General features: G+C 67.4%; 19 protein-coding genes. 7 read left to right on the top strand and 12 right to left on the bottom strand.

Annotated features, from left to right (window positions below; translation table 11 throughout):
- The first annotated feature begins 2 nt into the window (after window positions 1–2).
- A complete protein-coding gene (gene thiE, locus ACPXCG_RS11965; protein WP_425792199.1) occupies window positions 3–683 on the top strand; it encodes a thiamine phosphate synthase in 681 nt (226 codons plus the stop codon).
- Here the strand turns inward: thiE and ACPXCG_RS11960 are convergent.
- Complete coding sequence (locus ACPXCG_RS11960) at window positions 673–945, bottom strand: hypothetical protein (RefSeq protein WP_425792198.1); 273 nt, start codon at window positions 943–945, stop codon at window positions 673–675. The genes thiE and ACPXCG_RS11960 overlap by 11 nt on opposite strands.
- A 242-nt stretch (window positions 946–1,187) precedes the next feature.
- Here ACPXCG_RS11960 and ACPXCG_RS11955 point away from each other — a divergent pair, with 242 nt between their 5' ends.
- A complete protein-coding gene (locus tag ACPXCG_RS11955) occupies window positions 1,188–1,595 on the top strand; it encodes a hypothetical protein (protein WP_425792197.1) in 408 nt (135 codons plus the stop codon).
- Here the strand turns inward: ACPXCG_RS11955 and ACPXCG_RS11950 are convergent.
- Entirely contained in the window at window positions 1,570–2,052 is a 483-nt protein-coding gene (locus ACPXCG_RS11950) for an NUDIX hydrolase (RefSeq protein ID WP_164310488.1), read from the bottom strand. The two genes, ACPXCG_RS11955 and ACPXCG_RS11950, sit on opposite strands and share 26 nt — an antisense overlap.
- A gap of 347 nt (window positions 2,053–2,399) precedes the next feature.
- Here ACPXCG_RS11950 and ACPXCG_RS11945 point away from each other — a divergent pair, with 347 nt between their 5' ends.
- From ACPXCG_RS11945 to ACPXCG_RS11935, 3 genes are all read left to right on the top strand, one after another.
- A complete protein-coding gene (locus ACPXCG_RS11945; protein ID WP_425792196.1) occupies window positions 2,400–3,845 on the top strand; it encodes a hypothetical protein in 1,446 nt (481 codons plus the stop codon).
- A gap of 71 nt (window positions 3,846–3,916) precedes the next feature.
- Window positions 3,917–4,873 (top strand): glutamate ABC transporter substrate-binding protein, encoded by a 957-nt coding sequence (locus tag ACPXCG_RS11940; protein WP_425792805.1) that lies wholly within the window; start codon window positions 3,917–3,919, stop codon window positions 4,871–4,873.
- A 19-nt stretch (window positions 4,874–4,892) separates the two neighbouring features.
- Window positions 4,893–7,421, top strand: coding sequence for a tetratricopeptide repeat protein (locus ACPXCG_RS11935; protein WP_425792195.1), 2,529 nt, complete (start codon window positions 4,893–4,895; stop codon window positions 7,419–7,421).
- A gap of 20 nt (window positions 7,422–7,441) precedes the next feature.
- On the opposite strand, the gene ACPXCG_RS11930 is transcribed toward ACPXCG_RS11935, so the two are convergent.
- From ACPXCG_RS11930 to fgd, 6 genes are all read right to left on the bottom strand, one after another.
- Window positions 7,442–8,653, bottom strand: coding sequence for an acetate kinase (locus tag ACPXCG_RS11930; protein ID WP_425792194.1), 1,212 nt, complete (start codon window positions 8,651–8,653; stop codon window positions 7,442–7,444).
- Entirely contained in the window at window positions 8,650–10,752 is a 2,103-nt protein-coding gene (pta, locus tag ACPXCG_RS11925; RefSeq protein ID WP_425792193.1) for a phosphate acetyltransferase, read from the bottom strand. Before pta ends, ACPXCG_RS11930 begins: the two co-directional genes overlap by 4 nt.
- A gap of 28 nt (window positions 10,753–10,780) precedes the next feature.
- Window positions 10,781–12,448: an FAD-binding oxidoreductase gene (locus tag ACPXCG_RS11920; RefSeq protein ID WP_425792192.1), complete on the bottom strand. Its 1,668-nt coding sequence runs from the start codon at window positions 12,446–12,448 to the stop codon at window positions 10,781–10,783.
- An 88-nt stretch (window positions 12,449–12,536) separates the two neighbouring features.
- A complete protein-coding gene (locus tag ACPXCG_RS11915; protein WP_425792191.1) occupies window positions 12,537–13,100 on the bottom strand; it encodes a TetR/AcrR family transcriptional regulator in 564 nt (187 codons plus the stop codon).
- 51 nt (window positions 13,101–13,151) lie between these two features.
- A complete protein-coding gene (locus ACPXCG_RS11910; RefSeq protein WP_425792190.1) occupies window positions 13,152–13,784 on the bottom strand; it encodes a hypothetical protein in 633 nt (210 codons plus the stop codon).
- A 171-nt stretch (window positions 13,785–13,955) separates the two neighbouring features.
- Window positions 13,956–14,969 carry a glucose-6-phosphate dehydrogenase (coenzyme-F420) gene (gene fgd / locus ACPXCG_RS11905; RefSeq protein ID WP_425792189.1) on the bottom strand — a complete coding sequence of 338 codons (1,014 nt, stop codon included), beginning with the start codon at window positions 14,967–14,969 and terminating at the stop codon, window positions 13,956–13,958.
- A gap of 298 nt (window positions 14,970–15,267) precedes the next feature.
- Between fgd and ACPXCG_RS11900 the strand changes: the two genes are divergently transcribed.
- Together ACPXCG_RS11900 and ACPXCG_RS11895 are read left to right on the top strand one after the other, a co-directional pair.
- Window positions 15,268–16,824 (top strand): DUF222 domain-containing protein, encoded by a 1,557-nt coding sequence (locus ACPXCG_RS11900; RefSeq protein WP_425792188.1) that lies wholly within the window; start codon window positions 15,268–15,270, stop codon window positions 16,822–16,824.
- Window positions 16,825–16,884: 60 nt separating this feature from the next.
- Window positions 16,885–18,792, top strand: a complete 1,908-nt coding sequence (locus ACPXCG_RS11895) for an ABC transporter ATP-binding protein (protein WP_425792187.1) — start codon at window positions 16,885–16,887, stop codon at window positions 18,790–18,792.
- Between the two features lie 4 nt (window positions 18,793–18,796).
- Here ACPXCG_RS11895 and ACPXCG_RS11890 read toward each other — a convergent pair whose 3' ends face one another.
- The 4 genes from ACPXCG_RS11890 to ACPXCG_RS11875 are packed head-to-tail and all read right to left on the bottom strand — an operon-like array spanning window position 18,797 to window position 20,892.
- The gene (locus ACPXCG_RS11890; protein WP_425792186.1) at window positions 18,797–19,213 is read right to left on the bottom strand and encodes a TIGR03668 family PPOX class F420-dependent oxidoreductase; all 417 of its coding nucleotides are present in this window, start codon (window positions 19,211–19,213) and stop codon (window positions 18,797–18,799) included.
- 7 nt (window positions 19,214–19,220) lie between these two features.
- A complete protein-coding gene (locus tag ACPXCG_RS11885) occupies window positions 19,221–19,466 on the bottom strand; it encodes a hypothetical protein (protein ID WP_425792185.1) in 246 nt (81 codons plus the stop codon).
- Between the two features lie 57 nt (window positions 19,467–19,523).
- Window positions 19,524–19,973 carry a YidH family protein gene (locus tag ACPXCG_RS11880; protein WP_425792184.1) on the bottom strand — a complete coding sequence of 150 codons (450 nt, stop codon included), beginning with the start codon at window positions 19,971–19,973 and terminating at the stop codon, window positions 19,524–19,526.
- On the bottom strand, window positions 19,918–20,892 hold the full coding sequence (locus ACPXCG_RS11875) for an alpha/beta hydrolase (RefSeq protein WP_425792183.1): 975 nt from the start codon (window positions 20,890–20,892) through the stop codon (window positions 19,918–19,920). The genes ACPXCG_RS11880 and ACPXCG_RS11875 overlap by 56 nt, the downstream gene beginning before the upstream one ends.
- Between the last annotated feature and the right edge of the window lie 213 nt (window positions 20,893–21,105).

Genomic DNA, 21,105 nt, shown 5'->3' with positions numbered 1-21,105 from the left:
CCGTGACACCGACTCGAGGCCCGAGATCCGCCCGCCTGTCATCGGCCCGGGTGTATCTGTGCACCGACGCCCGGCGCGAACGTGGCGATCTGATCGAGTTCGTCTCCGCAGCGCTCGCCGGTGGTGTCGACATCGTCCAGTTGCGCGACAAGGGATCGCCCGGTGAGGCGCGGTTCGGCACGCTCGAGGCCCGCGAGGAACTCGAGATCCTCGCCCGGCTCCGCGACCTGACGCGCCGGCACGACGCGCTGCTCGGGGTCAACGACCGTGCCGATCTGGCCGTCCTCGCCGAGGCCGACGTGCTGCACGTGGGTCAGGGCGACCTGCCCGCCGGCCGCGCCCGGCAGATCACCGGCCCCGACGTCGCCATCGGGCTGTCCACCCACGACGAGGTACAGATGCGGGCCGCGGCCGTCGACGACGCGGTCGACTATTTCTGCGTCGGGCCGTGCTGGCCGACTCCGACCAAACCGGGCCGGGCCGCACCAGGACTCGATCTCGTACACGCCACGGCGTCCGTCGATCCGCCCAAGCCGTGGTTCGCGATCGGTGGCATCGACGCCGTTCGACTGTCCGAGGTCCGGGCCGCCGGTGCCGGTCGCGTCGTCGTCGTCCGGGCGATCACCGCCGCCGACGACGCGCAGGACGCCGCGCACGAGCTGCGGACCGCGCTCACTCGCTGACGAACGACACCGCCTCGTCCAGGTCTGCCCGGGTGGTCCGGAAGGTGTTGACCGGGGCGTCGGTGTCCACGTGGGCGAGAAGCGCCTCCCGCAGTCGTGCGGTGCCGTCACCCTGGGTGATCACCGTGTGCCACGGCTGGGTGTCGCACCAGGAAGGGGTGTGCTGCGCCAGTCGCAAGACCCGACGCTGGCGGAGTGGACCGAAAGCCGGTTGCCGCGCCCCGGCGGGCGGGTCTATCGTGGTCGGCATCATGTTGTGCATGAAGAGCATTCTCGTAACCCGCCGCAGCGGGGTCTGATCGACCGACCCCCCGCTGCGGGGTCGTTGCGCTCTCTGCTCGTCGGTCACCTTTCCTTCGACCGAAACGTAGACACGAGATGCACAGCCTTCATCTTTCTCAGCAACCCTGTCCGTGTGACGCACCCGCCCCGTTCGCACCCGACCCCTTCGTTCGCCGATTCGGATGCGCCCTGCCCCGAGGCATGCGTGAGGAGGCAGCCGACATGACGTGGCAAGGATTCACCGACGAATACGCACCCACCGGCGCCATCCGGCTCGGCTCGTTCAGCATCGAGACCGGACGAGAGGACATGGTCACCTGCCGCGCAACCATCGCTTTTGCCGACCGGATCATGACGCTGCACGCCAGCGCGGCCGGACCGATCGGTGCGATGACGTCCATGCTCCATGACATCGGAGCGCCGATACAGATCCTCAGCCTCCACCAGCGCGAGGTCGGCGGCACGGTGACGACATTCCTGCTCTGCGAGGCCGACGACCGGCAGTGCTGGGCCTACGGCGACGGCGCCACCGGCGACGAGGCCAACGTCAACGCCCTGATCGCCGGGGCCAACCGGCTGCGGGACCCGATCATCTCTGGGGATATCAGCTCTGGGGGTCGAGAGCGCTGATGCGCTCTCGCAGTCCCGGCCACGCGTTGCCGAACGCCGGGTGCAGAGGCAGTTCCGCCACGTCGTTCTCGGGAACCCAGCGCAGTTCCGCGGACTCGAAATTGGCCACGGTGCGCACCGGCTCGTCGATATCCGCGATGACCGTGGTGTACGTCCAGCCGCTCGGCGCCTGATGGGTGACGAGCGCCGCGACCACGTGCAGGTCGTCACCGCCGACACCGGCCTCCTCATGCGCCTCACGGACCGCCGTGTCGATCGCGCTCTCGTGCGAATCGCGCGCGCCGCCGGGAAGCCCCCACGTCCCGCCCTGATGTGACCACACCGCGCGATGCTGCAACAGGATCGCCGTGGAACCGTCGGGCAGTGGTGCCCGCAACAGCAATCCGGCTGCCCCGTGACGCCCCCAGTAGCGCGAACCGTCCGGATCGATCACCCATCCGTCGCCGTCTCCGCGCACCCTGCCTCCTGCCGTCGGTTTCCCGTCCGGTGACCCAGACCCTCTCCACGGTATGTGAGTTGCGCGACACAGGCCAGGGAAAGTCATCGCGGATCTGCATCCCACCGACCCGGGGACACGGCCGCTCAAGTCGAGCCGGTCAGGGCGACGAGGACTAGGCTTGAGACCGGTGAGGAACACCGATCCCGACCGGGAGGGAATCGTCGCCGATACCGAAAAACCGGTACCTGAAACGTGTGCGCTGCCCGGTGCGACACACAAGGTGGAGACCGTGAGCCCAACGCCGGCATGCCCGGCACTACCGGAAAGCGACGCCGGAAACATGGAGAATTCGGAAGGACCGTGAGGTGACCGGCGACGTCTCGCACATGCGGACCGCGCTCACCCGCGCGGGCCGGACCATCCGGCCCACTTCTTCCGCCCCACCGATCCGGCAGGTACTCGCAGACCGACGGGATCTGGTCGCCGCCGCGCGTCAGCGCGCGCAGTCGCCGTTGACCACCCTGCGTCACTATGCGGTCACCAGCCCGGGCAAGCTCGTCCTGATCCTGGTGATCCTGGCCCTCGCCTGTCTGACCGCCGGCTTGTACGCATCCAACACCCTGGAGAAGCGCACCCAGACGCTGCAGGAGATGATCGACCGGACCGAGCCGCTCGCGGAGGCCTCGCAGGTCCTCTACAGCTCGCTGTCGATCGCCGACGCCGCGGCGAACTCGGCGTTCATCTCGGGCGGACTGGAATCCCCGGAACTCCGCACGCGCTACTCCGACGCGCTGGCCACGGCGTCGTCGTCGCTGATCACGGCGGCCGGCACCACCCACGACCTCGCCGAATCCGAGAACGCCACCGCACAGCGGGAGTCGAACGCCGATCTGCGGACCCTGGCCATCAACATCCCGGCATACAGCGGACTCATCGAGACCGCGCGCACCAACAACCGGCTCGGCAACCCGGTGGGCTCCTCATACCTGGGTCAGGCCTCGACGATGATGCAGGACAAGATCCTGCCCGCCGCCCAACGACTCTACGAACGTCGCTCCCGATCGATCGCCGATCCGCAGAGCACCCTCACCGTCCCGCCGTGGGGCGTGTACGCCGCGCTCATCGTGCTCATCGTCGGGCTCGTCGCGACCAGCCGATACCTCCGAAGACGTACCCGTCGCCGCTTCAACATCGGCGTGCTCGCCGCCCTCATCGCGGTGATCGTGGGCACGGTCTGGCTGCTGGCGTCGGGTCTCATGTCGGTCGCGGCGACCAACAACGCGCGCATCGACGGCGCCGATCCCCTCCGCGACCTCACGTCGGCGCGCATCATGACGCAGCAGGCCAGGTCCGCGGAGACACTGTCGCTGGTGCGACGCGGCGATCAGGACGATCTGGACCGGACATTCACGGACGCGACCACGAATATCGGCCGCACCCTCGACCAATTGGGCAAGGATCGCGACGACTCGAGCGCGGTGTCGGCGGGACAGCTCTACAACGCCAACTACGTCCTGGCCCGCTGGAAGGAACTCGACGCGCAGGTCCGGTCGCAGATGAGCTCGGGCAATTTCGCGCGCGCCCGCACGATGACCGTGGGTGATGGCCCCAATTCGACAGCGAAGGCCTACGGCGATCTGGATCGGGCGCTGGTCGACACGATCACCACCACCCGCCTTTCCTTCCGCGACGACATCAACACCGCGCAGCGGGTACTCGGATACACGGGTACCGGCATCCTGCTGCTGACCCTGTTCGCCGGGGTGGCCGTGATCGTCGGCCTCATCCCGCGTATCCGGGAGTACCGATGAGGTACCCGGGCACACGCGCGAGGCGACCCGACGACGGGATGGGCAGGTCCCGCGTGGGTTGGGTGCGCGCGATGGTCGTCCTGCTGTTCGTCTGCGTCGCCGCCACGGGCTGCGTGCGGTTCCCGGCCCCTCCGTCGCCGCCACCGGTCGCATTCGGTGTGCAGCCCACCCCGCCGGGCGCGGAGACCGATGCCGCCCGCGAGCCGGCACCGACCTCCGAGACCTGCGACGCGACGGCCAGCCTGCGGCCCGGTCCGATGCCGGTGCCCGCGCAGATGCCCCAGCACACCACCATGGCCGATATCCTCGGTCGCGGACGCCTGATCGTCGGACTCGACATCGGGAGCAACCTGTTCAGTTTCCGCGATCCCCTCACCGGCGACATCCAAGGCTTCGATGTCGACATCGCCCGCGCGATAGCCCAGGCGATCTTCGACGACCCGAACACGATCGAGTACCGCGTGCTGAGCTCCGCAGAACGCACCCAGGCCCTCGTCGACCACAGCGTCGACGTCGTGGTGAAGACCATGAGCATCACCTGTGACCGCGTTCAGGACGTCGCGTTCTCCAGTCCGTACTACATTGCCTCCCAGCGCATCCTCTCCACCCGGACCTCCGGTATCAACGGCCCGGCAGATCTGGCGGGCAAACGGGTCTGCTCCGCGCGCGGGGCCACCTCGATCGGCCGCATCCAGGCAATTCAGCCACGTGCCAGAATGGTCACCACCACGACCTGGGCGGACTGCCTGGTGATGATGCAGCAGGGCCAGGTGGACGCGGCCACCACCGACGACGCGATCCTCGCCGGTCTCGCCGAACAGGACCCGTGGGTGCAGCTGGTCGGCCCGAGCCTCGGCGAGGAGTACTACGGCGTCGGCATCCCCAAGGGCCAGGACGACATGGTGCGCTTTGTCAACGGTGTGTTGAACGAACTGCGCATCAGCGGCCGTTGGCAACAGATGTACGATCACTGGCTGTCCATCCTGGGTCCGGGCAACGGACCGCCACAACCCGTGTACCGCGACTGACCCGACGAGTGACTGCGAGATGAGCGAGCACCAGAAGCGCACCGACACAGCAACTCCCGCCGACGAGGCGGGAGAGGTCGACCTGGGCACGCAAGCGGTCAGCCGCGACGAGTTGATCGACGAGGACTTCGACGAACTCGACGTCGGGACCCAGGCCGCCAACCTCGCCGACCTCGACGTCAGAACCCAGGCTGCGGCGCCGGACTCGGGCAACACCCCGACCGACCGGGTCTCCGGGCGGTCGAGACCGACCATCCCCAACGAGGGAATCGCGGCGTTCGGTTCGTCCCGGCGGCTCATCCCCCGTAATCGGTCGATGGTGCACGACCGCCGGCTCGGCAGCGGTCTCGTCGAACTGCCCAAGATCACCGACATCGAGCCCGAGGATGCGGTGCTGGCCAATCCGGTCATCGCCGAACGCAAACGAACCTGCTGGCGGTGCGGAAAGCCGGTAGGGCGCAGCGCCGGCCGGGGAAAGGGCGATCTCACCGGAGAGTGCCCGCATTGCGGTTCACGCTATTCCTTCGTGCCCGGGCTGGCCCGCGGAACCCTGGTCGCCGACCAGTACGAGATCACCGGCGCGATCGCCCACGGTGGACTCGGCTGGATCTACCTCGCCATCGACCGCAACGTCTCGGACCGGCCGGTGGTCCTCAAGGGCCTGCTGAACTCGTCGGATTCCGAGGCGCAGGCGGTGGCCGTCGCCGAGCGGCAGTTCCTGGCATCGGTCAACCACCCCGGCATCGTCAAGATCTACAACTTCGTCGAGCACGTGAACGAGTACGGGGATCGCTTCGGCTACATCGTGATGGAGTACATCGGCGGTCAGACGCTGAAGCAGATGACGACCGACGAGGGCAGTTCCACGACAAGCGGCCCGACCAGCAGAGGAAGCGGCGACAGCACCCCCACCGGTTCACGCGGGAAAGACGACACCCACCTGCTTCCCGTCGAGACAGCCATGGCCTACATGCTGGAAGTGCTTCCCGCCGTGGGATATCTACACTCGGTCGGACTGGTCTACAACGACGTCAAACCGGAGAACATCATGGTCGGGAGCGACGAGGTCAAGCTCATCGACCTCGGTGCCGTCTCCCCGATCAACGATTACGGCCACCTGTACGGGACGCCAGGGTTCCAGGCACCCGAGATCGTCAAGACCGGACCGCAGATCGCGACCGACATCTACAGCATCGGCCGCACCCTCGCCGCCCTCACGGTGGACCTACCCAAGGCGGACGGCCGCCACCTCGACGGCCTACCGTCACCGGACGAGAACTCGGTACTGGCTGACAACCCGTCGTATTACCTTCTGCTGCAACGGGCCACCGCCTCCGATCCGGCCGAGCGCTTCGCCTCGACGGACGAGATGACCACGCAGGTCCTCAACGTCCTCCGCGAAATCGTCGCGGCGCACACCGGTGTCCCACGCCCGTCGCTCTCGACGGTGTTCACGCCGCAGCGATCCACGTTCGGCACCGACCTGATGCTGGCACCCGTCGACGGTTTCTTCGATCCCGATCAGGCCGCGTTCTACGACCCCGTCGACATCGCCCGAGCCCTGCCCCTGCCCCTGGTCAATCCGCTCGATCCCGCTGCCGCACTGCTGACCTCGGCAGCGCTGTCCGATCCGCGGCAGACTCTCGACTCGATCCATGCGGCACGCGCCGACGGCTTCGCCTCGCTGCTCGGCAGGCCGACCGACAATCCGCATCCGTCGCTGGAGATCGACCTCGCCGAGGCGCGCGCGCATCTCGAGCTCGACGACGTCGACACCGCACTGGAACTGCTCAGTGATGTCTCCGCACACCACGGGGATTCATGGCGCATGCAGTGGTACATGGCCATCTGCGCGCTGATGAACGACGAGCCCGAGCTGGCCTATGAGCGGTTCAGCGATGTCCTGCAGGCGATGCCGGGCGAGGTGGCACCCAAGCTCGCGGTCGCGGGGACGGCCGAGCTCATCGGCCGGTGGTTCTCCGACGAGAACTCGTCGTCGGACGAGCAGGGCAGGCGCATCACCGAATTGTTCGACATCGCCGCGCACCACTACCACGATCTGTGGCTCACCGATCACGCGATCGTCACCGCCGCATTCGGTCTCGCGCGTCTGACGGTCGCCGCCGGCAAGGTGGACGAGGCGATCGAGCCCCTGGACGAGGTGCCACCGACGAGCCGGCATTTCAACACCGCCCGCGCGACGGCGGTCCTCGCGCTGGTCCACGGCAGACCGATGAGCACCATCACCCGCGAACACATCGTCGAGGCGGCGCGACGGGTGGGGGTGATGCCCGAGAGCGAACCCCGTAAGCAGCGCCTGTTGCTCATCGTCCTCGGCACGGCACTCGGCTGGGTCCACGAGAACCCGGACATGGACCCGGACCTCCAGCCGACCGTGCTGCTCGGGTACCCGTTCACCGAACCCGGTTTACGGGCAGGTACCGAGCGCTGTCTGCGCGGGTTGGCCCGGCAGACGCGCATCAACCGGGACCACCGGTTCATGCTGATCGATCTGGCCAACTACGTACGGCCCGACACACTGTTCTGACCGTCCGAGGCATCGTCGCCCTAGAGCTCGGCGACGATCTCCGCCGACTGCCGCGCGATCGCCAGCTCCTCGTTGGTGGGGACGACGAGCACATCGACCTCGCCGGCATCGGCCGAGATACGCCGGGCCTGCTTGGTACGCAAGGCGTTTCGCTCATCGTCGATGACGATTCCGTAGTTCTCCAGATTCGCGAGCGCATCGGCACGAACCATCGCCGCATTCTCCCCGACCCCGGCCGTGAACGTGATCGCGTCCACCCTCCCGAGCTCGATCATGTACGCGCCGAGGTAGCGTCGGAGCCGGTGGATGTAGACGTCGTAGGCCTTACGCGCCCCGGCATCACCGGCCGTCATCTTCTCGGTGATGGCGCGGAAATCGTTCTCGCCGCAGAGCCCCTTGAGTCCCGACTGCTTGTTCAGCAGCGTGTCGATCTGGTCCACACCGAGTTTCGCCACCCGGTTCAGATGCATCACGATGCCGGGATCGATGTCACCACTGCGAGTGCCCATCACGAGCCCCTCCAACGGGGTCATACCCATCGACGTGTCGACCGGCCGGCCACCTGCGATGGCCGAAGCCGAGGCGCCGTTGCCGAGGTGCAGCACGATCTGGTTGACCTCGTCGACCGGACGGCCGAGGAACTCCGCGACCTGACCGGAGACGTACTCGTGGCTCGTGCCGTGAAAACCGTAGCGGCGGATGGCGTGCATGCTCGCGACGCCGCGATCGATCGCGTATGTGGCCGCCGCGTCGGGCAGTGAGTGGAAGAACGCGGTGTCGAACACGGCCACCGACGGAACCTCGGGGAGCAACGCCCGCACCGCCTCGATACCGATCAGGTTCGCCGGATTGTGCAGCGGCGCAAGGGTAGAGATCCGACCGATCTCGGAGATCACCTCGGTGGTGATCAGGGTCGGCTGATGGAAGATCCGTCCGCCGTGGACGACGCGATGACCGACTGCTCGCAGGCCGACGGTGGCGAGATCCGTTCCGCGATCGGCGAAGAACTGCATCGCCGACTCGACCGCCGCCCGATGGTCGGGCAGCGCCCGCACCTCGGTCACCGAGTCGCCGCCCTGTTCGTGGGTGATCGACGAATCGTGCTCGCCGATCCGCTCCGCGATGCCGTCCGCCAGCACCTCTTCGGTATCCGGATGGAGCAATTGGTATTTGAGCGACGACGAACCTGCGTTCAGGACCAGCACCGCGCCTTCTGCGGACTGCGGACTCATCGTGCCTCCCCGGGCGTCGGGGCCTGCTGCGCCTGGATGGCGGTGATCGCGACCGTGTTCACGATGTCGGAGACCAGGGCACCCCGCGACAGATCGTTGATCGGTTTGTTGAGGCCCTGCAGGACCGGCCCGATCGCTATCGCGTTCGCGCTGCGCTGCACGGCCTTATAGGTGTTGTTGCCGGTGTTGAGATCGGGAAAGATCAGCACCGTCGCCTTTCCGGCCACCGCCGAATCGGGCATCTTGGTGGCGGCGACAGTCGGCTCGACGGCCGCATCGTATTGAATGGGCCCTTCCACCAAGATCTCCGGCGACCGTTCGCGTATCAGATCGGTGGCGATTCGCACCTTGTCGACGTCGGCGCCGGAACCGGACTGCCCCGTCGAATAGGACAGCATCGCGACCCGGGCGTCGATGCCGAACTGCTCGGCGGTCTGCGCGGACGAGATCGCGATGTCGGCCAACTGTTCGGCGGTGGGATCGGGGACCACGGCACAGTCGCCGTAGGCCAGCACGCGGTCGGCGAGACACATGAAGAACACGCTCGACACCGTCGAGACCCCGGGGCTGGTCTTGATGATCTCGAAGGACGGGCGGATGGTGTGCGCGGTGGTGTGCACCGCACCCGAGACCATCCCGTCGGCGAGTCCGGTGTGCACCATCATCGTGCCGAAATACGAGACGTCGCGCATGGTCTCGACGGCGCGCTCGAGGTCCATCCCCTTGTGCTTGCGCAGCTCGGTGTAGAGCGCGGCGAACTCGTCGAGCCGATCGGAGGTCGCCGGGTCGATCACGTCCACCTCGTCGATGTCGAGTGCGAGTTCCTGTGCGCGCGTGCGCACCACGTCCTCGTCGCCCAACAGGGTGAGCCGCGCGACCCCGCGCCTCAGCAGTCGGCTCGCCGCGCGCAGGATGCGGTCCTCCTCGCCCTCAGGCAGCACGATGTGCTTGCGCTCCGAGCGGGCCTGCGCCACCAGGCTGTACTCGAACATCTGAGGGGTCACCACGGACGGGGCACGGACGTCGAGGACCTTCATCACCGCCTCCGGGGAGAGGTGTTCCTCCATCAGCGCGAGCGCGGCCTCGATCTTGCGTGCCGACCCGACGGCGATCCGACCGCGGGTGTGGGCGGCGGTCCGAGCCGTCTCGTAGGTGCCCTGCTCACACGAGATGATCGGCAGGGTCGGCTTCAGTCCGCTCACCAGTGCCTGGATCATCGGATGCGGGCGCAGTCCGCCGTTGAGGATGATCCCGGAGAGTCGGGGAAAGCCCTGCGCGGTATTGGCATTGACCAACGCGAGCAGCACGTCGGAGCGATCGGCCGGGGTGATGACCACCGTCCCGTCGGTCAGACGCTCCAAGATGTGCTCGACCGTCATGCCGCCGACCATCACCTTGAGCGCTTCCCTGTCGAGGAGTTCCTCGTCGCCGCTGTACACCTCGGCGCCGAGCGCATCCTTCAACTCGGCCATGGTCGGCGCGAACAGGACCGGCGCCTCCGGTAGACACCAGGTCGGCGTGCCCGTCTTCTCCACCTCCTTGCCGATCACCACCATCAGCTCTGGTTCACACCTGTTGACGACGATGGCGGCGGTGGTGGCGTGCACGGCCGATATCTCGGTGACGAGCAGATCTGCGAGCCCGTGGAGTTCGGTGGCGCTCCGACCGGTTGCCTTGATGGCCAGGATGATCGGCGCGGACAGATTGGCCGCGATGCGCGCGTTGTAACTCAGTTCGGAGGGGTTGCCGACGTCGGTGTAGTCCGACCCGATCACCAGGACCGTGTCACAGCGGGCCTCGACGGCGTGGAAGCGCGCGACGATCTCACCGATGGCGCCCTCCGGATCCGCGTGGACCTGTTCGTAGGTGACGCCGATGCAGTCCTCGTACGGCAGATCTACCGAGGCATGGTCGATCAGGAGGTCGAGGATGTAATCGCGTTCGCCGGCGGCAGCGCGCGAGATGGGGCGGAACACCCCGACGCGCCCGCCGGTCGCCGACAGCAGGGCCAGCAGGCCGAGCGCGATCGTGGACTTGCCCGTGTCGCCCTCTGCGGACGCGATGTAGATGCTGTTCGACGTGCCGGTGTCTGCACCCATGTACGCCAGCCTATCGGCAGCCGGTGATTCAGAGCAGGATGCCGGGATTGCAGACACCCGCCGGATCGAGCGTCTCCTTGACCGCACGCAGCGACTCGAGCGCGAGCTCCCCGATCTCGGCGTGGTAGGCATCACGATGATCGCGACCGACCGCGTGGTGGTGGGTGATGCTCGCGCCGGTCGCCCGGATCGCATCGTTGGCGGCGACCTTCGCGGCCGACCACTGGGCGATCGGGTCCTTGGCCTGCGGGCAGACCACCGTGAAGTAGAGCGATGCCCCGGCCGGATAGACATGGCTGATGTGGCACATCACCAACGGCGGTGTACCCGCGCCGGTGAGCGTGTCGGTGAGTGCCGCGGTGACGGCGGCCTTGAGGTCGGCCAGACGCGACCAGTATGTGACGGTCTCGAGGGTCTCCACCAGGACGCCGGCGTCGAGGAGCGGATCGCGCAGGTAGGGCGCCCGGAAACGGCCGGTGCGCCACGCCTCCCCGGGGCCGGTGCCCAGGCTGACGCCGCCGGTGCTCTCGAGAACCCGCGCCGCCGTCGCGCGCCGGCTCTCCGCCTCCTCTCGATGCCCCTCGTATCCGACCACCACGAGGCAGCCACCCTGCGCCGTCGCACCGGCACCGGCATCAGCGGCCGCATCTGCGGCGCCGGCGCCATCCGGGTCGGCGAGGTTGATCGCGGTCTCCGTCTCGTCTGACAGCCGCAGCACGGTGGGCATCGGCCCGTCCTGTGCGAGCGCACGCAGGGCGGCGGCGCCCGATTCGAAGTCGTCGAACCGCCACCCCTCGAACACCCGGTGCGCGGGGGCCGGACGGACGCGCACGGTGACCTCCGTGATGATGCCGAACGCGCCCTCGGAGCCGAGGACGAGTTGGCGCAGATCCGGCCCGGCCGCCGATTTCGGGGCCGTGCCGACCTCGATGGTCCCGCGCGGTGTGGCCAAGGTCAGTCCCTCGACGATCTCGTCGAATCGGCCGTATCCGGCCGAGGATTGACCGGCCGACCGGGTCGCGGCGTAGCCGCCGATGCCGGCACCGGCGTATGACTGTGGAAAGTGACCGAGTGTGTATCCCTTGGCGCGCAACAACTCCTCCGCACGGACCCCGCGGAGACCCGCCTGCAGCGTCGCGGTGCGAGAGATCTCGTCGATCTCGACCAGTCCGTCGAGCCGGGTGAGGTCCACACTGATGACGCCCGCGAACCCGGCACGATCCGGTGCGAGACCACCGACGACCGATGTGCCGCCGGTGAACGGCACCACGGCGACGCGATGGACCGCGCAGATCTCGAGGACGCGGAGCACGTCGTGGTGTGATCCCGGGGTGACGACGAGATCGGGTGCATCACCGGCGTCGCCCCCGCGCAGCGCCAGGATGTCGGGAGTCGAGTAGCCACGGGTGTGGTCGATACGTTGCCGGTGATCGGCCGTCACGTTCACCTCACCCAGTGCGTCGACGAGGGCCGACCGCGCGGCGCCCGGGATCGCCGGGTCGTCGAGCACCACGTCGTCGGGGTCCACACCCCGTCGCTCGTTTCCCCGCTGCTCGCTGCCGTCCGCGCCGACCAGCGCTGCCGCGGCCGCCGGCAGTTCGCCGGGCGTTTCGGGGTCGCCCCAGCGTGGCCTGCGTAGATGCACGACCGGCAGGGCGGTCTCATCGGTTCTCGGTGAATCGGCGTGGATCTTCATGACGGCCGGCCTCCTCGGGAGCGTTACACATTCACCCTAACTGTCACGGGCGTGGCGGCAGGCACGGCCCGGCCGGGCGCCGCCCGACTCACCTGACGATGGCACGCACGACGATGGCACGCACGACGAGGTCGGCGATCTCCTCATCGGACAGGGCGCTGTCGGGGATGAGCATCAACGAGTAGATGGTCCGCACGAGGAACTCGGCCGCCCCCGCAGGGTGCGGGTACAGCTGATCGCCGATCTCCGGTTGCAGGTCGGGGAGGGTTTCCCCCACGATCTGGTGGATCAGGGTCGGCCCACCCGCGTCCTTCGTCGCCACCAGTGCGCGCACGATCTCCTCGGGCTCGTTGCGCAGGACATATTGCAGCGCTTCGTGTTCGCGGATGTAGGGCAGCACGTTGAGGATCTGCGACCGCACCTTGCCTGCGGCGTCGGGCTCGGCGTCGGCCCACTCACGCAACTTGATGCGGAGGGTGGCCACCTCACGCTCGACGATCGCCGCGATGAGGGCGTCCTTGCCGCCGAACATCCGGTAGGCGGTCGCCCTGGCCACGCCGGCCTGCCGGGCCACCGACGTCAGGCTCAGCGCCTTGGCACCGAAGCGCGACACCACTGCCACCCCGACATCCACCATCCGGTCACGATCCATGGATGTCAACGGTATCCGACGTACGACGCAGGTAGGCCGCGCGCGCTGCGATCAGCCGACCGGTGGAGTCGTGGTCGTCGTCGTGGCGGTGGGCGTGGCGGTCGTCGTGGTGGCGGTCGGCGTGTGCGTCGGTGGTTGGAGGGGACGCGCCCGGGTGACGGTCGGCGTCCGCTTCGACGTCGCCGTGGGCGTCACGGTCGATCGGGGACGCACCGACGGTCGGGTTCTGGTCGAAGTGGACCGCTTCGGCGTCGCGCGATCGGGCGAGGAGAAGGTCGCGGTGAAGACGGCGCGACGTGCGACCTCCTTACCTACGGGCACCGCGCTCTGACAATCCACAACGTAGGTCTGTCCGCCCGGCAGCGCCGATGTCGCGCTCAGCACACCTCGCTGTCCCGGCCCCAGGGTGGTGGTGGCCGTGGGTGGCTGCGGGCCCACGCGGCCCAGCGTGCAGATCACCGGCACCGGCCGAATCCCGTTGTTGCGCAACTCGACACGCACTGTGTGGTCGGAAACGCGGGCGCCGCAGTCGGGAGCGGGTCCGGAGCCCTGGAACTGTCCGCACGACGATCGGGTGACAGATGGAGCGGCCGATGTCGGCGACGGATCCGCGACGAGCATGGTGACGCCGCTACCCGCGGCGACGAGCCCGCCTGCAGCGATGAGCACGACAAGTTTTCGCATACGTTCGCTCCTCGACGACGTGGATCAACCCTAGCCCGTTCGGGCAGGTGTCGGCACCTCGTCGTCGGAGATCCGCGGGCGCGATCTGGATGCGCCGCCATCATCGGGTCGCGGGCAGCCAGGCGGCCGACCGCGTCGTGAGTCTGCTGCGGTCGGCCGTCTGACGCCGGATCAGACCGACAGCTTGCGCAGCCGGGGCGCGAGGTCCTTCTCGAAATTCTCCAGGAATCGGCGCTGATCATGGCCGGGCGCGTGGAACACCAGGTGGTTCAGTCCACAGTCGGTGTAGAACTTCACCTTCTCCACGGCCTCGTCGGGATCGGACGCGACGATCCACCGTTTGGCCACCTGCTCGATGGGCAGCTCGTCGGCCAGCCGTTCCATCTCGGTCGACGAGTTCACGCTGTGCTTCTGCTCGGCGGTCAGCGACAGCGGCGCCCAGAACCGGGTGTTCTCCAGCGCCAGTTCGGGATCCGGATCGTAGGAGATCTTGATCTCGATCATCCGGTCGATGGCGTCGAAGTCGCGCTCGGCCTTCTCCGCACCCTCCTTGACCGCGGGGATCAGCTTCTCCTGATAGAGGTCGGCACCCTTGCCCGAGGTACAGATGAAGCCGTCTCCGGCGCGCCCGGCGTACCGTGCCACCACCGGACCACCCGCGGCGACATAGACCGGGATCGGCTTCTCGGGCACGTCGTACATGTAGGCGCCCTGCGTCTTGTAGTACTCGCCGTCGAAGTTGATCTCCTCGCCGGTCCACAGCTCGCGCATGAGCTTGATCGACTCACGCAGCCGGGCGAAGCGCTCCTTGAACTCGGGCCATTCACCCTGGAAGCCGGTCGCGTACTCGTTGAGGGCCTCACCCGTGCCGACGCCCAGCATGATGCGTCCGGGGTACAGGCAGCCCATCGACGCGAAAGCCTGCGCAATCACCGCCGGGTTGTAGCGGAACGTCGGGGTCATCACCGACGTCCCGATCTGCACCCGCTTGGTCCGCTCCCCCACCGCGGCCATCCAGGCCAGCGAGAACGGTGCGTGCCCGCCGTTGTGTCGCCACGGCTGGAAATGGTCGCTGACCGCGACCGAGTCCATGCCGTGCTCCTCGGCGGCCACCGCGATCTCCACCAGCTCACGCGGATCGAACTGCTCCGCCGACGCCTTGAAACCGAGCTTGAGTTCTGCCACGTTTACCTCGCTCCTGACGGCCGCGGCTTGTCGAGCGCGCGGACTCCTCACCGATCGATCACTCTGTTCCAACGTACTCAGGGTGGTGGGGTCGTGCTGTCACCGGTCGGCGAAATCGGGCGATCAAATCTGTCGGTGGGGTGACATAGAGTTCTTGTCAACGGGATCGACGAGTTGATGTGAGTACCGGAGCAAGCCGCTGCAGGGCCCAGAAGGGCTCGGCGGCTTGGTCTTTCAGAGAATGTGAATGCCGAATGTCGGTCCCGACGGTATTCGGTCGTTCTCTGAGAGGTGTCTGGTGTCGGGTCCGGCGTGGCGGTTGTCGTCGTGGTGGGGTGAGGCCTCGCCGTGGCCGGATCTGCCTGCGCTGTTCACCGGGCGGGTCGAGGTCGAGGAGATCGGTGAGGCCGACTTCAATGATCTGATCGGCAGCCTTGTCTCGGCCCAGCGCGGGCGGTCGTTTTTGGCGTGGCGTGATTATCGGGTGGTCGCCGAGCTGCACTCGCGGTTGGTGGGCACCGAATCCGATCCGCACGACCTCCTGTTGGTGGACGGGTTCGCCGATTGTGCGGCGCGGATCGCGATCAGCTTCGGTATCGGGCAGGGCAAGGCCGAACAGATGGTCCGTGAGGCGCTTGCGTTGCGGAATCGGTTGCCGCGGGTGGCCGAGCGGTTGCGTGACGGCCGGATCTCGGCGGAGCGGGTCACATCGATCATCGCGCGCACCGACCTGGTCGACGGTCATGACTGTGCCGCCGAAGTGGATGCCGACATCGCTGCCCGCCTCGATCTGCACGAGGGTGCGTGGTCGGCGGAGCGGTTGCGCGACATGGTGGACCGGATCGTCTACCGACACGATCCTGACGCCGTACGCGAACGCCGGCAGAAAGCCTTGGACGCGCGGGGCGTATCCACCAAGCCGTTGCCCGATGGGATGGCGAAGTTCTCGGCGACGATGTCGGCGGAGAACGCACGCCTGTCGGACGGGTCGGTGAAAGCGCTGGCCGCGTGCGCGTGTGAGCACGATCAGCGCACTACGCAGCAACGACGCTCGGATGCCACGTTCGCGCTGTTGACGGGCACTGCGTTCGAGTGTGAGTGCGGACGTGAGGACTGCACCGCGCAGATTCCGGAGCCGGGCACCGTGCCGCCGGACAGCAAAGTCATCATCCACGTGGTCGTCGACGAATCCACCCTGAACGGGGACGCCGACAACGCCGGATTCATCGCCGGACACGGGGTGATCTCTGACGAGCACGCCCGCGACCTCGCGGGCCGGCCCGACGCCGTGATCAAGCCGCTGGTGCCGAAAGGGACGCCGCAGAATCCGGACGGCTCGTTCACCCTGCCGGCACATCTGCCGTCGGATCCGTACCGGCCGACCGCCGCCTTGGACACGTTCGTGCGCGTGCGCGACGGCTCCAGCGTGGTTCCCGGATCGGAGGTTTCTGCGTTCGATGCCGACCTCGACCATGTTGAGGAGTTCGACCACGACGATCCGTCGCACGGTGGACAAACCCTGCCCGACAACCTCAATGCAAAACACCGTTTCGGGCATCTGCTCAAGACCTTCGGTGACTGGGTCGACGACCAATACCGCGACCGACACGGCGTGCTCACGACCGAGTTCATCACCCCCGAAGGACTCGTCCTCCCCGGCGATCCGGAGAACCTGGAAATCCTGTTCCCCGGACTACGACGCATCCGGTTCAAAATCCCGCCCGGCGACGACGGCCAACCCGCCGAGCCGGGCAACGAGGAGGCTCCTACCCGCGCGATGACCCGGGTGGCGGCCAAACATGCCCGCAGACGTCAGGAGCGCGAACGCAACCGGCGACGACGCGAGCGCGACTGATGCTGCAGATCAGACCTCCGATTGGACTTCAAGTGAACTTGAGGTTCTACCGTGGTCGTCATGAGCATGGAATCGGTGGGCTGGGACACGATGTACAAATCGATGAACGCGCCGGAGGCACGGAACCTACGGGGCGAGCGAGGCACCACGTTGCGGCGTATCGCGCAGTTCGCGAGGCCGCATCGGCGGCGGATCGGCGTGTTCCTCGGGCTGTCGGTGCTGACCGCACTGTTGACGGTCGTGACACCGCTGCTGGCCGGACGGGTGGTGAACCTCATCACCGGCGGCGGAAGCGGTGGTGCGATCGCCGGCCTGGCGTTGCTCATCGCGCTCATCGCCGTCGTCGAGGCGGCGGCGGGCATCGGGACGCGCTGGTTCTCCGCCAACATCGGCGAGGGACTGATCCTCGATCTGCGTCGCTCGGTGTTCGACCACGTGCAGAAGATGCCGGTCGCGTTCTTCACCCGCACCCGGACCGGCGCCCTGGTGAGCCGTCTCAACAACGACGTCATCGGGGCGCAGCGGGCGTTCAGCGACACGCTGTCCGGCGTGGTGTCCAATGCGGTGACCCTGGTCCTGACGGTGGGCGTGATGATCGCGATCAGCTGGCAGGTGACGCTGCTCGCCTTGGTGCTGCTACCGGTGTTCGTGATCCCGGCGCGCCGGATGGGCAAGCGGATGGCGTCCCTCTCCCGCGAAGCCGCCGAGTACAACGCGCGGATGTCGACGCAGATGACCGAACGGTTCTCGGCACCGGGCGCGACCCTGGTCAAGCTCTTCGGTCGCCCCGACATCGAGTCGACCGAGTTCGCCGATCGCGCAGATCGCGTGCGCGACATCGGGGTCCGCCGCGCGATGCTGCAGGCCTACTTCATGACGGCGCTCACGCTGGTCTCGGCCCTGGCACTGGCGCTCGTCTACGGGCTCGGCGGATGGCTCGCCGTCGGGGGCCATCTGTCCGCCGGCGCGGTGGTCTCGCTGGCCCTCCTGCTCACCCGGATGTACGCGCCGCTGACCGCGCTGGCCAATGCACGCGTCGAGATCATGAGTGCCCTGGTCAGCTTCGAGCGTGTCTTCGAGGTGCTCGACCTCGAACCGCTGATCGCCGACAAACCCGACGCCCGACCCGTCCCGCACGGCCCGGTCTCCGTGCACTTCGACGACGTGTCCTTCGCCTACCCGTCGGCCGACAAGGTGTCGCTGGCATCTCTGGAAGAGGTTGCGCAACTAGACAACCGAGGCGGATCGACGGTCCTGCACAACATCGACCTCGACGTCCCGGCCGGGACGATGACCGCGCTCGTCGGCAGTTCGGGCGCGGGCAAGTCGACCATCGCGAACCTGGCGACGCGACTCTACGACGTCGACGCAGGCGCCATCCACCTCAACGGCGTCGATCTCCGCGATCTCCAGAGCGCGTCGGTGCATCGGACCGTCGGCCTGGTGACCCAGGACGGACATCTGTTCCACGACACGGTCCGCGCCAACCTTGCGCTGGCCGATCCGACCGCATCCGAGGAACGGATCTGGGACGCGCTCGGGCGAGCACGCCTCGACGACCTGATCGCGTCCCTGCCCGATGGCCTCGACACCGTCGTCGGGGAGCGGGGATACCGGCTCTCCGGCGGCGAACGCCAGCGTCTGACCATCGCGCGCCTCCTGTTGGCGCAGCCATCGGTGGTGATCCTCGACGAGGCGACCGCGCACCTCGACTCGACATCGGAAGCGGCTGTGCAGGAAGCACTCTCCGAGGCGCTGGCCGGACGGACGTCCCTCGTCATCGCGCACCGGCTGTCGACCATCCGCGCGGCCGACGAGATCGCCGTCCTGGAGCACGGCCGGATCGTCGAGCGGGGCGACCACGCGACCCTGCTGGCCCGCAACGGGCGCTATGCCGAGCTATACCGCACGCAGTTCGCCGTGGAGGAGCCCCGATTGAATGTCTGTGACGAGGAATTGACGGCCTGACATTTCAGGGACGGGCGGCCCACTCCTGCCACACCAGGTCGCGCACCACGATGACAGGGCCGTCCGGCCGTTCCACGCGATATTGCGGATACTTCTCGGCGAGCAGGTCGATCGCGCAGGCGCCCACCGTCGTGTCGGCATCGACCACGTCGGCGCGGCCGTCGACGCGGACCCACCACAGCGCGGTCCAGTCGTCGGCGTAGTGGTCCACGAGCAGCGAGACCGAAGGGTTGGCGGTGATGTTCGCGAGCCGGCGCAGACGGCGGGTCCGTTTCGGCTTGTGGTCGACGCACGAGTAGAGGATGTCGTCGTCGGGAGCGAGCGTGAAGACGATGGGTACGAGATGCGGAACAGCTGCCTCGCCCACCGTGGCCAGCCGGGCGACCCTGGCCGCCTCGAACCGTTCCCGAGCGGAGGTCATCGGACGTTCAGTCGTCCGGATCGGTGGCGTTCGGCCGAGGGGGTGGTGTCAGCTTGCGGCGTCGGAACTGCAAGAAGATCAAACCGATGTTGACCACCACGATCGCGATCCCGATCACCACCCACAGCCACCGACCTTCACGCCACCAGTTCACGGTCAGCAGCGCCACGCAGACCATGAGGATCACCGAGCCGACGATGGTCATCCCACGGGAGAAGCCCAGGGCTCCTCGTTGGAAGTCGTTGTTGATCATCCCAGAACTCTCATCCCAGCTCTCTCATGGCAGCTCTCTCATGGCAGCTCTCTCACGTCAGGTCTGAATCAGGATCACCGCGGCGATCGCCACGGCAATCACCACTATCGCAACGACGAGGAACACCACATGCGACGGCCCCGGCATCTCGCCCCCGTCGCGGAGGACGGCCATCGTGCGGCGCCATCGCCACGCACCGAGCAGGGCGATCGAGCATCCCAGGCCCACCATCACGAGTCCGAGCACAGCCTCCACCACCGGATGCGCGATGTCGTCGGAGACGTAGACGACGGCGACCCCGGCGGCCATGAAACCGAGAGACGTGCGTACCCAGGCCAGCACCGTTCGTTCGGCAGCCAGCGTGAAGCGGGCGTCGATCGCTCCCGGCGTGGCCGACGGTTCGGCCGACCGTTGTGCAGACGATTGGGTGGACGGTTGGGCGGACTCGGACTCAGCCGGCCCGTCGGTCCTTTCGGTGGTCAGCTTCCTTGGCCTCTCGGATTGCATGGGCAACGAATGCGGAGATCACCCCGATCGCGTGCACCGTCTCCGGATGACGTGTGGTGAGCACCGGAAACGCGTGCACCTGCCAAGAATAGCTGTGGCCGACGGCATCGACACCCGCGTCGTCGAGCTTCTCGATCAACTCGATCACATCTGCCTCGAGCATCTCGCCTTCTGCCGTGATGATCGCGGTCGGTGGGAAATCGGAGTCGACGATCGCCGGGATTCGGCGAATACCGGAGAACGGGATCGGTCCACGGCCGAACAGCTGCGCGAGCTGCACCATTTTACTCTGCGGGATGTATGCATCGGAGCGGCTCGAACGATCGGGATTGGTCCCCACGTCCAGGTCGAGCAGGGGCGAGACGCCGACGAAGGCCGTCGGTCGCGGTAGCCCCTCGCGCGCGGCGGTCTCGACGACCTTGCCGGCCAGAAAACCACCCGCGGAGTCACCGGCGACGATCACACGTCGGTATCCGCGCTCGCCGATGAGTTCGCGATAGGCCTCCACCGCATCCGACACCGACGTCCCCACGCCGACCGACGGCAGTTGGCGGTACTCGAGGGAGAAGACGGGGAGTTCGCAGGCGCTCGACAGTCGGCTCGCGATCGACCGGTGGGTACCGAGTCCGCACACCAGGAAGGCGCCGCCGTGCAGGTAGAGGATCGCCGTCTCGGAGTCGCGGCCTGACGGCCCGGACGGCATGATGAGCTCGACCGGCCGATCCGCGAGTCTCATCTGCTCGCGGACCACACCTCGAGGCTTCGGACCGACCGCGATCGCACGATCGATCAGGAACAGTCCCGCCATCCCCGCCCTGTTGAGCGGCCACAGCGACAACGTGGGTCGCAGCAGAGTCCGCGCGCCGAACCAGAGCGGATACGACAGGAGGCTGGGTTTGCGGTGGTGAACTATCGGCATGCTCGTGCCTCCTCATCCAGTGACAGTGAACATGCTGAGGCAGATGCTCGACACACCGGAACTCGGGACGTGCTGAGATACATCAGTCCGAAAGTTACACCGGTAAACTCCGGTGTCGCCTGCAATCCGTCGGGTTTCGCGTGCAACCTCACCGTGCGGAGACACCGGGATGCAAACCACTGACTGTTCACTCAGATCTCAGCCAATGGTCGT

The sequence above is a fragment of the Gordonia sp. DT218 genome, assembly GCF_049847105.1.
In the GTDB taxonomy this organism is placed as follows: Bacteria; Actinomycetota; Actinomycetes; order Mycobacteriales; family Mycobacteriaceae; genus Gordonia.
Note: the sequence above shows the minus strand (reverse complement) of the source record. Positions and strands in the feature narration are given on the sequence as shown.